Source organism: Providencia sp. Me31A (genome assembly GCF_050487165.1).
Lineage (GTDB): Bacteria > Pseudomonadota > Gammaproteobacteria > Enterobacterales > Enterobacteriaceae > Providencia.
This window is the reverse complement of sequence record NZ_JBKQGZ010000024.1, coordinates 61,115-75,574: the sequence shown is the minus strand read 5'-3', so window position 1 is coordinate 75,574 and position 14,460 is coordinate 61,115. Positions and strand designations below refer to the sequence as shown.

Annotated in this window: 10 protein-coding genes and 1 pseudogene; 1 reads left to right on the top strand and 10 read right to left on the bottom strand. The window is 39.5% G+C overall.

What is annotated here, in order from left to right; all coding sequences use genetic code 11:
• The 10 genes and pseudogenes from ACLPIE_RS18365 to ACLPIE_RS18320 all read right to left on the bottom strand — a co-directional run.
• Positions 1 to 679: type VI immunity family protein (locus ACLPIE_RS18365; RefSeq protein WP_430263147.1), on the bottom strand; the 679-nt coding region annotated here is incomplete at its 3' end.
• Positions 680 to 692: 13 nt separating this feature from the next.
• Positions 693 to 1,829, bottom strand: a complete 1,137-nt coding sequence (locus tag ACLPIE_RS18360; protein ID WP_430263146.1) for a type VI immunity family protein — start codon at positions 1,827 to 1,829, stop codon at positions 693 to 695.
• 562 nt (positions 1,830 to 2,391) lie between these two features.
• Positions 2,392 to 3,111 (bottom strand): annotated as a pseudogene (locus ACLPIE_RS18355) (type VI secretion system Vgr family protein); the annotation flags it as partial.
• A 199-nt stretch (positions 3,112 to 3,310) separates the two neighbouring features.
• Entirely contained in the window at positions 3,311 to 4,957 is a 1,647-nt protein-coding gene (gene arnT / locus ACLPIE_RS18350; protein ID WP_430263145.1) for a lipid IV(A) 4-amino-4-deoxy-L-arabinosyltransferase, read from the bottom strand.
• A gap of 404 nt (positions 4,958 to 5,361) precedes the next feature.
• Complete coding sequence (locus tag ACLPIE_RS18345) at positions 5,362 to 6,636, bottom strand: bifunctional O-acetylhomoserine aminocarboxypropyltransferase/cysteine synthase (RefSeq protein WP_430263144.1); 1,275 nt, start codon at positions 6,634 to 6,636, stop codon at positions 5,362 to 5,364.
• Positions 6,637 to 6,933: 297 nt separating this feature from the next.
• On the bottom strand, positions 6,934 to 8,193 hold the full coding sequence (locus tag ACLPIE_RS18340) for an aromatic amino acid transport family protein (protein WP_430263143.1): 1,260 nt from the start codon (positions 8,191 to 8,193) through the stop codon (positions 6,934 to 6,936).
• Positions 8,194 to 8,467: 274 nt separating this feature from the next.
• Positions 8,468 to 9,826 (bottom strand): anaerobic C4-dicarboxylate transporter DcuC, encoded by a 1,359-nt coding sequence (gene dcuC / locus ACLPIE_RS18335; protein WP_430263141.1) that lies wholly within the window; start codon positions 9,824 to 9,826, stop codon positions 8,468 to 8,470.
• Positions 9,827 to 10,044: 218 nt separating this feature from the next.
• Positions 10,045 to 11,481 (bottom strand): carbohydrate porin, encoded by a 1,437-nt coding sequence (locus ACLPIE_RS18330; RefSeq protein ID WP_430263140.1) that lies wholly within the window; start codon positions 11,479 to 11,481, stop codon positions 10,045 to 10,047.
• A gap of 261 nt (positions 11,482 to 11,742) precedes the next feature.
• Complete coding sequence (locus ACLPIE_RS18325; RefSeq protein ID WP_430263139.1) at positions 11,743 to 12,201, bottom strand: regulatory protein RecX; 459 nt, start codon at positions 12,199 to 12,201, stop codon at positions 11,743 to 11,745.
• 63 nt (positions 12,202 to 12,264) lie between these two features.
• Entirely contained in the window at positions 12,265 to 13,722 is a 1,458-nt protein-coding gene (locus tag ACLPIE_RS18320) for a DUF4026 domain-containing protein (protein WP_430263138.1), read from the bottom strand.
• 253 nt (positions 13,723 to 13,975) lie between these two features.
• Here ACLPIE_RS18320 and ACLPIE_RS18315 point away from each other — a divergent pair, with 253 nt between their 5' ends.
• Positions 13,976 to 14,158: a hypothetical protein gene (locus ACLPIE_RS18315; protein ID WP_430263137.1), complete on the top strand. Its 183-nt coding sequence runs from the start codon at positions 13,976 to 13,978 to the stop codon at positions 14,156 to 14,158.
• Positions 14,159 to 14,460: the final 302 nt, after the last annotated feature.

The window sequence follows — 14,460 nt, the reverse complement described above, 5'->3', positions numbered from 1 at the left end:
AATATGGCGAGATAATGGTGATCCAATTAACGCCGCGAACTGAGGTTCCAAATCGGCGCTTATCACCGTGGATCGTTGAGTTGACTGTCAATAATGGATACCGTTCTGCCAGCATTCGTTCTTGAGCCTGATACTCATGGTAATTTCGAGGTAAGGTGACACCAAAATCACAGTACCCAGCATCAGGAGAGAGCTGTTCTTTGAGAAAATCAAACCACCCTTGAAATTTAGCCAATCCATCTTCTTGAAAAATATAATCCCAAGGTAAAGTCAAATTTAAATATGATCGGTTATAATGCCCGCTCGCTTCAAGTGATGTGACCATTGACATTAAATGTTTAGGCGCAGTATCTAAATCAAAGGCATCACTCACATCCCATTCTAAATCATCCTTATCCGTACCTGCCAAAAATTTGGTTTCAAACTTCTCAATATTCGCCTCATTGTATTTTTTTAGCCCTGAAAAACCGTGGGTATGAAAACGCAGCTCATAACCAAATTCTTCACGAAAACGACGAAAACAATTTAACGCATTTTGTTTTTTTTCAGCGGTATAGCCGAACGGATAAATCATAATGATGGTGATACCCAAACGCGTCACCGCCATCCCTTCACTATTAAGTAATGAAAAATTCGCCAGTTGTTGTTCGATATGCTGTTTTTGTGCTTCGAATGCCATGTTTCCCTCTCAGCTAATCATCCCGTTTCCCTTCACGCACTAAATGCCAAAGGGTAGTACCTTCGGGGTTATTATTCACATCAAACGCAATATCCCCTTGTTCAAAATAAGCCTCTTTTAACCCGCCTTTTTCACTGTGGTAGTAACCTGCTACTAATGCAGGTTCTCCTGCTGTAATCGGGGTGATTTTTAACGGCGCTCTATCTAAACGGGAATACCAAGCTTTAGTAGCGGGAATATCGAAATGACCGTAGCCACGAGTATGTAAGCTATCATCAGGGACATGTCGAATTGGTCTAAGTAAGTCATTTACCGCGTAGTAACTCTTGGGTACAGAGGCTAATGAATTACAGAGTATGGGATATTCACCAATTTGGATCACTAATGAATCGGGACTTTCAATGAGTTGGATTTCGGGGTAAGGGCTAAGTTTTTTACGTACCCATTCAATACCACCTAGACATTGAAGTAGATAGGGAGAGATAATGGTAATCCAATTAACGCCACGAACAGACTTAACAAATTTACGTTTATCCATATGGATAGTTGAGTTGACTGTTATAAGTGGATAGTGTTCAGCTAACCGTCTTTCTTGAGCTTGGTATTGATGGTAATTACGCGGTAGAGTGACACCAAAATCACAATAGCCTGCATCGGGAGAGAGCTGTTCTTTGAGAAAATCAAACCACTCTTGGAATTTAGCCAATCCATCCTCTTGAAAAATATAATCCCAAGGTAAAGTCAAATTTAAATATGATCGGTTATAATGCCCCCCCCCTTCATGAGAAAGTAACATTGACATTGAATAATTGGGGGCCGTATCTGCATCAAATGCATCACTCACATCCCATTCTAAATCATCCTTATCCGTACCTGCCAAAAATTTGGTTTCAAACTTCTCAATATTCGCCTCATTGTATTTTTTTAGTCCTGAAAAACCGTGGGTATGAAAACGCAGCTCATAACCAAACTCGTCACGAAATCGACGAAAACAATTTAAGGCATTTTGTTTTTTCTCAGCGGTATAGCCGAACGGATAAATCATAATGATGGTGATACCCAAACGCGTCACTGCCATCCCTTCACTATTAAGTAATGAAAAATTCGCCAGTTGTTGTTCGATATGCTGTTTTTGTGCTTCTAATGCCATGTTTCCCTCTCTACTCCAACGCTAACGTTACAAATGATGACCCTATTGAGGCTAATGCCGCTACAGCCAACCCCACAATTTCAGCCCCCGCGAAGAAAATAACCAATGCGATTAGCGCAATCGCAACAGCCACTTTGCACATAATATATTGAACATCTTCTGAGGTGTTTTTCTTAATGGCTAACATCACCATTCCTGTTGGGCCACTTGATACTTGCATTACCACTTGAACAAACGAAAAATTTTTAATGTCGTCTGCCGTAAAATCCGTCTCGTCGAGTACCATGCTCGCATATTGTTCTAAATTTTTTTCAGTCAAGGTGATAACGGCTTTTGTTTCCGCCACAATATAGTAAAAAGCGACTTTGACCGCAGTTTGCATTTTAGGATCAATTAATGCATCACACACCCATTGTCCTGCCTCCATAAAAAAGGCACCGGCCGCTTTAAAGTCTGCCAATAGCTCATTCGATAAAAAATACCAACTACTCGTAGGTTCTGTGTCTATTATGTAACGTTCATGTAACAATCCTATTTCAGAGAGGGCTTGCCCCATTTTACTTTCATCATTTTGTTCGTGCATCAATGGGTAAGAAGGGCGTATGTAGTTATTATCTTTTTGAATGAGTTGGTCACTGCACAGGGATTCTCCATAACGCCAAACGGATGCGGTACTATCCGTAATATCGGTATCAGATTGTGGGTTATACATGAGGTAAATTCCCGCCGTCATCCCCATATGTTCATCACTGTAAAACAGTTGATTTTCTTCAAACCAAAACGTAATTCCTTCTTCGGCGGCTAAACGACACCAAAACTCATACGCAGATTCTCTTTTTTGTGTTGTATAAGCGCGGGGCTGATGTAACCCTTTACGATAAAAAATACAATCTGATTTAATATGAGCTTCATCTAACAATATCTTTAAAATGTCGGGTGTCGTTTTATTTTGAAAAATACGACTATCTTGGTTTAAGGTCATCACCCACATTTCAGGTCGTATCTCAAAGTGATACCAGGTTTTGACACCATCTGTATTGCCCTGCACACCACTGGAGAGTAAACCATTAACCGTTCGTATTATTTGACCGTCTCGTTTAACCGTCAATGACGAAGCGCGGCTCAAGTGTGACTGAAAATCAATAAAGGGTAAGAGACTCACGACACTTAAGTTTAGGGTATAAAGCGTTGATAATCCCTCAGTCAACGTAAACTCGGTGACGAGGAACGTACCGGAGGGGAACCCACCTATCTCGCAAGTAAACGGCAGCCCTGTTGATAATGGTTCGATACCTATTGTTTTTAAATAATGAAGTCTTGGCGAAATGGTTATTGTCCAAATCCATCCCCTTTCATTAGAATAAACTAAATTTTAAGAGAAAAGATAACCTATAAGCCAAATATTTTGAAGTAACTTCGAAAGTTGTGTTTCGTAATATAACCATCAATGGCATCACATAAGCGTGATGCCATTGTTTATCTTATTGACCCTCGTAGAAAGCTAACATAAGGTTACCTTCACGGATGATAATAGGACGACCTGGTAAGGCATCAAGCAACGCACGTTTTGAGCCATCCACAACAACCGCAACATTTTTATAATTATGGCGTTGCAGTAACTCTGGAAGTTGATCTAAACGATAGAAACGATTAGCCGCATCAGGGTACTTTAACCCATAACCCAGCTCACCCGTCTGATATAACATCGTGATATCACTGCGTTTGAGCACCCATGCAAGTGCAGTTCCCAGTCCCACATTATTGGTCAGTAAAACCGATTTATTTTCTAACTGCTTAGTGTACTTGCCAATAATATTTTGGGGCGTATTGTTACTTTCAATATGATATGGAATAACATGCCCCACTGTTAAGCTAATAGCCACGGTACATACTGCGGCTAAATACCAAAATCGCTGTTTAAAAGAAACTAGCGCCACCACTAACCAGAAGATAAATGCGCCCGCTGCTAACCATAACTTATCGCTTTCATCGGCTTGATAAATATTTAGCTTAGGGAAATAAGGGGATGCAATAATAGCGCCGGCAGCAAGGGCTCCAACCAGTGAGTTAATCACTGCATTTACACGGATCGCCGTTGTTTTTTTCTCTGTAAGTACTTTCTCAATATATGCCGCCATTAAAATAGCGATAGGTGCGATACACGGCAAAATATAAGTGAGTAGCTTCCCTTTTGTAATACTAAAAAACACAAACGGAGCAACAAACCAAAATAGGAAATAAACATGCATACCTTTTTGCCGCCAAGCGTGACGTATGGCACCGATTAGATAACCTAACCACGGCAATACAGCAGCACAGATAATGGGGATATAAAACCAAAATGGGGATTTGTTCTGAGCGTCATGAGACATAAATCGCTGAATATGCTCGACCCAAAAGAAGTAATTCCAAAAGTCAGGTTCACGGCTGGCTATCACAAACGACCAAGGTAAGCACACCACAAATGCAGTAAAAATCGATACAAATGAAAAAACAAAGACTTCTTTAAATTTTTTAAAATAAATGGCAGTCAAGGAGCACACTAAAACGGGTAGCACTAAAACTAAAAAACCTTTAGTTAACAAGCCTAAGCCACAAGCTACTCCCATCATAATGAAAGCAATTAGCCTGTAAGCAAAACGTTGAGTGGTCAGTCCCCACTGAAAGAAAAAAATCACCATCGTAATAAAAGCAGTCACAATGGGATCGAGAATATTATAGGTGCCTATCGTAAACACCATTAACATCGAAAGATAAATAAAAGCAGCATTGAAAGCGAGACGTGAATTTCTCCATGCCATTTTGGCACTGAGATAAACAAACACCCCACTCGCTAACGTACTAAATACCACCCCAAGGCGAACTGAGACATTATTTTCACCAAATAACATTTGGAATAATGCACCAACCCAATAACCAAAAATTGGTTTTTCAAAATAACGAACATCAAGAAGCTCAGGCACACTCCAATTATAACTGAGGATCAATTCTCGGCTGATTTCCGCATAACGCAGCTCATCAGGTTGCCATAACAGCCTACCGTTTAACGGCAAAAAATAGGTCATTAAAACAAATGCAAATAACAGGCACCACTTAAGGTAGGCAACTTTATTGTTTGCCATAATCATCTCATCTCAACCATTCTTGTTATTGATACTTAATACTTTTGATTTATGTATATAAAATAAACATATATTGTTTCTTTTACATTATTATCATTGCTGCGATTAAACCCTATTTAAACAAGTCAACATTAATCCATACGAACATCGCTTATGCATAGATAATCAATAAATGAAACTCAAATTTAAGCTATAAAAAAGAGATAAGAATCTAAATTAAGACTAATAATTAAAAAAATAGTTCATTATTTAAAATATATAATATCTAATTAATTAAACCTTCATATTAAGAATTTAAGAATAAGAACAAATACGCCATATAAGTGTTAATAATGGGGCGCATTATTTTTAACAAAAAAAACCGGCTATGGTTTTTTACCTATAGCTGGTTTTTATCAATCATTATTATTTTATTTTGCGGCAAGCAGCGCCTGCTCAAGGTCCGCTAAGATATCATCAATATGTTCAATCCCGATGGATAAGCGGATCATATCTCTGGAAACCCCGGCTTGAGCCAATTCAGCATCATTTAACTGACGATGAGTAGTTGATGCGGGGTGGCATGCTAACGATTTAGCATCACCAATATTAACTAATCTGACAATCAATTTCAGCGCATCAATAAAACGCGCCCCCGCCTCTTGCCCCCCTTTAATACCGAATGACATAATACTCGCAGGTTTACCGTCCATGTATTTTTGCGCTAAAGCATGCTCAGGGTTACTTGGCAAACCTGCATATTTTACCCATTCAACTTGAGGGTGCTTTTCAAGAAAATTTGCCACTTTTAACGCATTTTCCGTATGTCTGTCCATTCTTAAGGCCAGCGTTTCTAAGCCTTGTAAAATCAAAAATGAGTTAAACGGTGATAATGCAGCCCCCGTTCCACGTAATGGTGCAACGCGGCAGCGAGCAATAAAAGCTGCTGCGCCAAAATGCTCTGTATAGCTGACACCGTGGTATGCGACATCAGGCTCTATCAGTAATGAGAAGCGGTTTGGGTATTGTGTCCAAGGAAATTTGCCCGAATCAATGACCATTCCACCAAGTGATGTCCCATGACCACCTATGTATTTGGTCAATGAGTGAACGACAATATCCGCACCATGTTCAAATGGGCGACATAAATAAGGCGTCGCAACCGTATTATCCACAATCAACGGTACACCATGACGGTGAGCCACTTGCGCTAGTGCCTCAATATCTACAATAAAACCTGCTGGATTTGAAATCGATTCGCAGAAAACTGCGCGCGTCTTGTCATCAATCAATGCTTCAAGAGCGGCTAAATCATCATGTTCAGCAAAACGCGTTTCAATCCCTAAGCGTGGCAATGCGTGGGCGAGTAAATTGTAAGTACCGCCATATAGCTTAGCAACCGAAACGATATTGTCGCCCGCTTGTGCAATCGTTTGAATAGCATAGGTGATTGCAGCCATACCTGATGCAACCGCAAGCCCCGCCACACCGCCTTCTAATGCGGCAACACGCTGTTCCAGAACATCATTAGTTGGGTTCATAATTCGCGTGTAAATATTACCTGCGACTTTTAAATCGAAAAGGTCTGCGCCGTGCTGTGTATCATCAAAGGCATATGACGTGGTTTGGTAAATCGGAACGGCAACTGATTTCGTTGTAGGGTCTGGAGAGTAACCGGCATGAATCGATAATGTTTCTAATTTCATTTGTTATCCTTGTTATGACGCACTGGAAAAACACGGCCAGAGGAAATAGTGGGTACAGACTTCAATGCAGTGATAGCCATAGATATTACCGAAGACTCTACATCAGACAACTATTAGAACTTGAAATTATTTCATATAGGTTAGTTAGTCTAACTATGCATTAAGAGATTCTTACTCACTTCAACTCAACCAATCGATTATATTAAATGCTATTCTTATAATCTATTTCGTATTGATATAAAAAAGCCACAACCCTTGCAAGCCGTGGCTCTGTTAACACTTTATCGTTATTGATAGTTACTGAAATGCACCATAAATAACTGATGTAATTGAGGCTAATCCACAAATAAACGTGAATACCTGTGCCAGTTTTGATGTACTAAATTTCTTCATTGCAGGAACAATATTCATCGATACGACTGGCAAAATGAATAGGATAGCTGCAATCATTGGCGCTCCCATCGTTTCAATCATGCCTAAAATACTTGGATTACGAATAGTGACAATCCAAGTCGTTAACACGATAAACAGCATGGACGCCATTTCAATTTTCTTCACAGAGAAAGATGAACGCGATTTAATTAATCCTACTAAACCTTCATGAGCCCCTAAGAAATGACCAAAGTAACTTGAAACAATCGCAGCAAAGGCAACAATCGGCCCTAAATAAGACAGTATTGGTGATGGGTTAATATTCGCAATATGGGATAACACGCTGATGTTTTGTTCCTTGGCTACGGTAAGTTCTGCTGGGCTCAACGATAACACCACAGAGAAAACAAAGAACATGACAAAGCCCGTTAACATTAAAGCCGCACCACCGGTGATCATATCCGTTTTTACAACTGCACTATCACCAAATTGTTGGCGTTGATCTTTCGTAAATTGGCTAATAATCGGGCTATGGTTGAATGAAAATACGATAAGCGGAATCGCCATCCAAACGATGACGGGCATTGAGCTCCAATCAGGTGCCACTTCGAGCATTGACATATTCCATTCAGGAATTAAATACAAAGATAAAGCCAATAAAATAAAGACTAATGGGTAAACCATTAAAGATGTGAGCTTTAACATTAGGTCGCGACCAAATACCACTCCCGCGGTCATTGCTGCAATCAATATACCCGATAGCAACCAACGCGGAAGAGGATCGATACCTAATTGATTAACAAGGAAAGAATCAACAGTATTGGTAATGCCAACCCCATAAATTAATACGATAGGGTAAATCGCGAAGAAATAAGCGAAAGTAATAATATTCGCCCCAGTTTTACCGAAGTGCTCTTCTACTGTGTCAGTGATATCCGCATTCGGATTTTTTGAAGATAATACGAAACGAGCTAACCCTTTATGTGCTAACCAAATCATTGGTGTGGCAATTAATGCCAAGATAACTAATGGCCAAAAGCCACCCGCCCCTGCTTTAATTGGTAAAAATAAAACCCCTGCTCCCACCGCTGTACCAAACAAAGAAAGCACCCACGTAAAATCTTTATACGTCCATTTACTTACAGATTTATCTGCTGTTACCACTGTCTTTTCAATTGCGCTCATATTGTATTTTTCATCATTTACGTTATTAAAATAAGATGCGCCGATTTTGCATGAAATGAGTATTCGCACCTAGCCCAATTTACTTATTTCTTCCAACTTTTTGCTGTAGATCTCGTTAATAACGTAAAACCCAAAAATACAATGCCATTCCCCTGTAAAAATCCGGATTCACCTGCAATTAAAAGAGTAAATTTTACAGATAAAGCATTTAATTATTTTCGATAAAAAATGGCCGAACAACCAGTTCAGCCATTTATACACGAATAACCCAAAATTAAAGGTAAATTGGCACCAGTATTTCCGTCGCTATCACCACAACAACTAACCCAACTAATACTGGGATTGAGGTTCTTTTCACGACTTCAAATGGCGAAATTTTTGCCATACCGGAAACCGCCACAACCACACCAGACACTGGAGATAACGTGCGCCCTAAGTTAGATGCTTGTAGCATAGGAATTACTAGGTAAGCTGGGTTGACGCCCATTTGTTTTGCTAAATAAGGGATTAATTCAACAAATGCATAGAATGGTGCATTACCAGAACCGGTTGTCATCGCCGCTAACATGGTAATTACCACTAACGCAACCATCATCACTATCGCACCAGAACCAAATGACTGAGCCAGATCAATCAGACCTTTAATGAAACCGATGGTACTTAGGCCTTGAGCAAATACCCCTGCGGCCACTAACAACATCACCACCGTTGCAAATGCATCTGCCATTCCTCTATAGCAAACTTCTAAACCACCATAGACGTGTTTTGCACTAAAGCTACGTAAAAACTCAATGACTGCCGCTAAAATAATACAACCAACAATGATAGTAACGATATGCAGCTCAGGAGCCCATTTTCCATCAAACACCAATACTCCAATAATCGGAGTAAAGGGTAAGATAGCGTAAAAAGATGGCGCATGTGTTTTAATTTCATTGACGTCTAACATTTCTGTTTTAACGTTCTCTTTTCTATCTAAATAACGTTGCCAGAAGAAATGTGCGACAGACATCGCCACAATCGCCGCAATAGAAATAGGAAGTGTCGTTTTAAACGCAAAATCAATTAATGGCATTTCAGCTGCTTTTGCAGCCAAAATAACGTCACCGGATGTTGGCGCTAGAATAATTGCGGCGGGTGATGCACAGATTGCCGCTGCTGCACCGCGACTGATCCCAACGTTAACCATAACAGGGAATAATGTTGCCATTAATAGTACGCCAAGCCCTGTCGCTGAAGAAACCGCCAAGGACATTAAACAAGCAACAATATAAGCTGCTACCATTAATAAATACGGAGAGTTGATCATTTTCAATGGTTTAGATGCAATTTTAACGACCACATCATTTGCACCTATGTGAGTCATATATGACGCAAACCCACATAACACCATGATCATCATACCAAGGTCACCGCCTCGGCTCATTAATAGGAATTTAATGTATTCCAGAATATCTGTAACGCGCCACCCTGTTGCCGGAACAGAGCCCGGTAAAATACTTTTTCCCATAATGGCGGTAATAATCAGGAGTAAAATCCCCCCTGTCATTAAGACACCCGTTGCCGAATAGCCTTTTATGATATAACGCCCAACTCCAATTGCGACAATAACGCCGATTAAGAGCTCAATCATTTGTTTCTCCTGCCCGTCTTCTTTTGTAGTTATAAAAAAAATCACTCTGCCTAATAGTTAAGCAAAATTCACTGACAATGATCACATCAATGAATAATTTTTAATATAGAAACGAGTAAAAAAACAAGAAAAATAAATGATAAATATTTTTGAATACATGTTTGGCAGTCGATCTTCCCATTTATCCCTTAAACACAGGAAGATCTGCCTAACTGAGATTAGAAGAAATATTTGAAGCGAGCACGAACACCATAGCGTTCATCATCATGATGGCTAATTAAACTAGGATCATCCGCATTAATTTTAGAATAATAAGCACCAAGGTAAATTTTGTAATTATCTAAATCTAAAATCCGAGGTAACTCATAAGAAGCATATAGGGTATGAATATCATATTTCCCCGGAATACGATTCAATATGGCGTTCGCATCTGTTGAAATGTTCGCAGAGTTGAAATCTTTAATATTATTATGCGCATAGATATAACCTAGTTGAGCTCGGCGCCACAAAACATAACCCCCTAGCGATAAATCTTTTTCCGCTGTTGCATCCAGATATGCGGTACTAAATGTTAACTGTACACCATTATCAGGGTCTTTCTCTAAGCTGTTCCACCCTAAAGTCATACCGTACCCGTTACGTTTAGACATATCCTTCCACGTACCATCCACCTTATCCCCATAGGCATTATTAATGACTTGGGATTCCATCGCGACAGCCAACTTAAATTCATTCGGCTGCCAAGCCACCACAGGTCTTAGATAAATGACATTTTTCTTATTATCTAATTGATAACCATGGTAATTAGAGTCATCAAATAACGCCGTACCATCTTCAATCAATGCGTTTATTTCAAAATACCAATCATGTAAAGAACGGGAAAGTTGCACACTGCCACCATCTCCAGAGCGGCCCCGCCCCTCTTTCATCATATAAATATAACCGAACCCATCACTGTATAAATCATTCGCTGTGTTTCCTGAATACTCTACAAAAGTATCTTGCCCTAATGGGAACATATCATAAGCTTCATAGCGACCTAACTTGGCTTGCCAGCTATCCTTTTGCCCAAAATAAAAAACGGCATCATCGAGATTCATTCTTCCGGTCATATCCGCTAACGGTTGTACAGAAAAACCCGCATAGTTGCCGTTATCTTTCGTATGTTTACCATCAAGACCAATCAAAATTCTGCCATTGATATCCCAATTGTCGCTTTTATTTGGCTGTTTATCTTTTCCAATAGCTGTCCTCACCGAGGTTATTTGCCCTTGGCGGCTCGCTGAGTCCATATTGAATTCAACATCACCATAAAGCTTAAGTTCACCGAAATCATTATTATATTGGATAGCGGGTGTTGGAGGCGCTACTGTATTCGTGGTAGACATATTGACGCTAGGTGTATTTGGGGTCGGAGAGGCACCACTGACATCCATCGATACAGAGGGCTTAGCCGATTCACGTGCGTTCATCACTTGCTCGAGTTTTTCTGCTTTTCTTTCAGCCGCAGCAGCGCGCTGCTCTGCTTGCTCAGCTCTTTTCTCTAGTGCTTGTAACCTTGCCTCAATCAGACTTAAATCCGTCTGCGCATATCCCACTAAAGGAAAAATAGTTACGAAAGCAGCTGCAATCGCAGATAAAGGTAACGTCTTCATATTAATACCTATTTGAATTAAACCAATAAATATAATCGCTAGCGCTTTCTTCTATTTTTTAATTTATCGCGAAGTTAGCTGCCTAGAACATCAGCATCAGTATATGATCAAATCCAATGTTAACGTTAACAGTTATTAATAAAAGAAAGATCGACCTCACAATTAGTTCATAGTTTCAAAATAGATCATGAATAATTATGGTATTTGAATTTAAAACTAACCGATTGAAAATAAAGTTATTTATATGATAACGTAATAAAACTAGCGGCTAAATAATTCATAGTTCATATCGCCGTAAAAACCGCGATATTGTAAGTAACGAATTTGTTTACTTTTTTCTTTAAAGTCTTGAGGAAGGCTCTCGCCAAATTTTCTACTACGCACATAGGCCGCTTTTTCAAACCAATCCACATCAACATCGGCAAACTTTTTTTCCACCAATGTATCAGCAAAACCTTTTTGTCGCATTTCTTGTTTAATTCGCAGCGGTCCATAACCTTTGCGAATATATCCTTGCATCATGAGCGCCACAACCCGCTCATCATCCAGAAAGTGTTGCTCACTCAGTCTCTCAAGCACTTTCTCAATCAAGGGTTCATCAATAATTCCTTCATTTTTTTCATACATCCGCCGCTTCATGCGGGTAAATAACTCGGCTTTACCATAGTCACGACGGGAAAGCATAAATAGGCCATATTGATATAGGTCGGATTCATTCATGGTGTCAAATTTTTATCATTAAATTGGGCGCATCACACGCCCAGTCTAACACTCCCCTTGATGCTAGTGAACTTGTGCGCCACTTAACAGTTTGTATATCGTATCTGGAGTGTAACTACCATCTTGGAAATAAATCGTCCAATCCGTTATATCATCACGAGTTAATGGGTAAATTTGCCCCTCTTGCATGTTTTGCACATAAAAAGGATGATTAATCAAGCGACCTTCAAATTGGTCGCCATTCCAAGTAATTGGCTCAAACCACATATGCTCATGTCCTTCATAATCTTCTTCTGCATCATGGTAGCCGATGCCGCATTTCGCCAAGAAACGCCATTCAGAATCCTCAACTTCCTCATTTTTACCTAAAAATTTAGCAAGAAAGCCTTTCTTCTGAACCTTCTGTTTTGGGCCATAGTTATCAAGCATATGAGTGAAATACTCCCAACGCAGCTTAGCTTTACGAGACATATCGGCCGTTTCTTCGTCAGTACGCATGAACATCATGGCATTTTGATCTTCAAATCCTTCAAAGAAACTTTCTAATACTGGGTTTTCTTGGGTCACACGGAATAACATGGCAGAGGGGTGTTGATGAGATCCATCTCTATCGTGCCAATCCCCCATGAAACGTTCTGAACTTGCATCTCCAAACTCAAAATTCATGTCTTCTAAGGGGGCTAAATCATCGATTGGCGTCGATTTGCCGACATGGAGCAATCCTTCTTCAAACGGTACCGCCACTAAATATTCATAACCGGATTGTGTTTGCCCAATAAAAATCGGCTCATTAAACACAATTTTGCCATGCGTGATGCTGTTATTTACAAAACTCCAAAACAACTCTGGGATGCCATAATAAGATGCGATTGGGTGTGGGATAATAATTTCAGCCTCAGATAACCCGCAACGAGCTAAACCATGCGTATGGAACCAATACATTGTAGGTACACGTTCTTCTTCTGGCTTGTCTTCATTATCTTCTTGGTCATAAATCGCATGAACAACATATAGAGAATCAATACTTGGCATTAAGTCATCAATTAACTGAAAGTTTAACCACTCACGAGTAAATACTTTCCCTGCGGCTGAAATATCAAGCCCCAACAGTAGGTCAGGGACTAGGATTTGAATAATTTTCAGTTGCTGAAGATAGCTCACTAGTGGCTGCTCTTGGAATACACATTCAACAATAACGGCTTGAGTGGCAGAACTGGCTTCTGCATACAGCTCTGGGCTGATAGGGTCGGTGGCAAAATATGGGTTGATGGTATATTCAGGGTCACTTTCCACCAATGAAATATAAAAACGCAATTCCTCTTCATCTTTTTTACAGGTAAAGAAAAAACCACCATCGTCAGGAATATAATCTATTTCACCTTCAGTAAAATAAGTTTGTTCTTCTAAACGTTGCTCAAGGAGTAAAGATGTCAATTCAGCAGCAGGAATAGCTACCATCATTGACGCTTCTTTTTCGCCCTCACCCACAGCGGCATCGAGGTAATATTGTTTATTATTCATTTTCAGACCTATTTATAAGTAACTTTGGCGAGGATATCAGCTTATGTTCATTAAAAATATTGTGAATATTCTTAACAGATTTAGAATGTGATTTGATCTCTTGTATTGTGGCTAAGTTAACGAATAATCATTATTCGACAATGCGTTATTCTACTTTTCAACCCGTAACGACTAAGGCACAATAATGAGGTTTCTTCTATTTGCTGAATATTTTAGGGGCAAATAAGTACATTTTAATATAGGTGATGAAAAAATGACCAGCTTAACAAAAGCACAAAAAGAGTATATTGATGATCTCGCGATGCAACGTGTTTTTAATATGAATAACGATGACGTATTTGTCGATGCTCTTGAACAAAAAATTCATCAAATGGAAGACCATCTAAAAGCTTATTTTCATGAGCGTGTTAAGTTTCATCAACAAAATCAAAAGTAATACTTCCACGCTGCTGTGCTGATATTTTTAAGGGATCGGCACAGTGTTCCATTTTAAAAAAAGAAGCACGAGACGCTTTCCATTCCCCCATAAGTGCATAGCCATTGAAAATGTCAGATAGCACAGAGCCGTTGATATTTAGGTAACACCATTTGCATGTTTCAGGCTCCCACTAAAAAAACGGGGCTTTATGAAAAAGATATCGCACTTTGCAGTCACTTTCATACCAAACCTTAAAGATTATTATTTAAAAACCCTGCGTTAAAGTAGGCGTTAATAAATCATGAAGTCTCGATAGTATC

Bases quoted from the DNA above. Each gene is read 5' to 3' on its own strand.
- ACLPIE_RS18360 (WP_430263146.1), bottom strand. From the start codon at position 1,829: ATGGCATTAGAAGCACAAAAACAGCATATCGAACAACAACTGGCGAAT.
- arnT (WP_430263145.1), bottom strand. From the start codon at position 4,957: ATGATTATGGCAAACAATAAAGTTGCCTACCTTAAGTGGTGCCTGTTA.
- ACLPIE_RS18345 (WP_430263144.1), bottom strand. From the start codon at position 6,636: ATGAAATTAGAAACATTATCGATTCATGCCGGTTACTCTCCAGACCCT.
- ACLPIE_RS18340 (WP_430263143.1), bottom strand. From the start codon at position 8,193: ATGAGCGCAATTGAAAAGACAGTGGTAACAGCAGATAAATCTGTAAGT.
- dcuC (WP_430263141.1), bottom strand. From the start codon at position 9,826: ATGATTGAGCTCTTAATCGGCGTTATTGTCGCAATTGGAGTTGGGCGT.
- ACLPIE_RS18330 (WP_430263140.1), bottom strand. From the start codon at position 11,481: ATGAAGACGTTACCTTTATCTGCGATTGCAGCTGCTTTCGTAACTATT.
- ACLPIE_RS18325 (WP_430263139.1), bottom strand. From the start codon at position 12,201: ATGAATGAATCCGACCTATATCAATATGGCCTATTTATGCTTTCCCGT.
- ACLPIE_RS18320 (WP_430263138.1), bottom strand. From the start codon at position 13,722: ATGAATAATAAACAATATTACCTCGATGCCGCTGTGGGTGAGGGCGAA.
- ACLPIE_RS18315 (WP_430263137.1), top strand. From the start codon at position 13,976: ATGACCAGCTTAACAAAAGCACAAAAAGAGTATATTGATGATCTCGCG.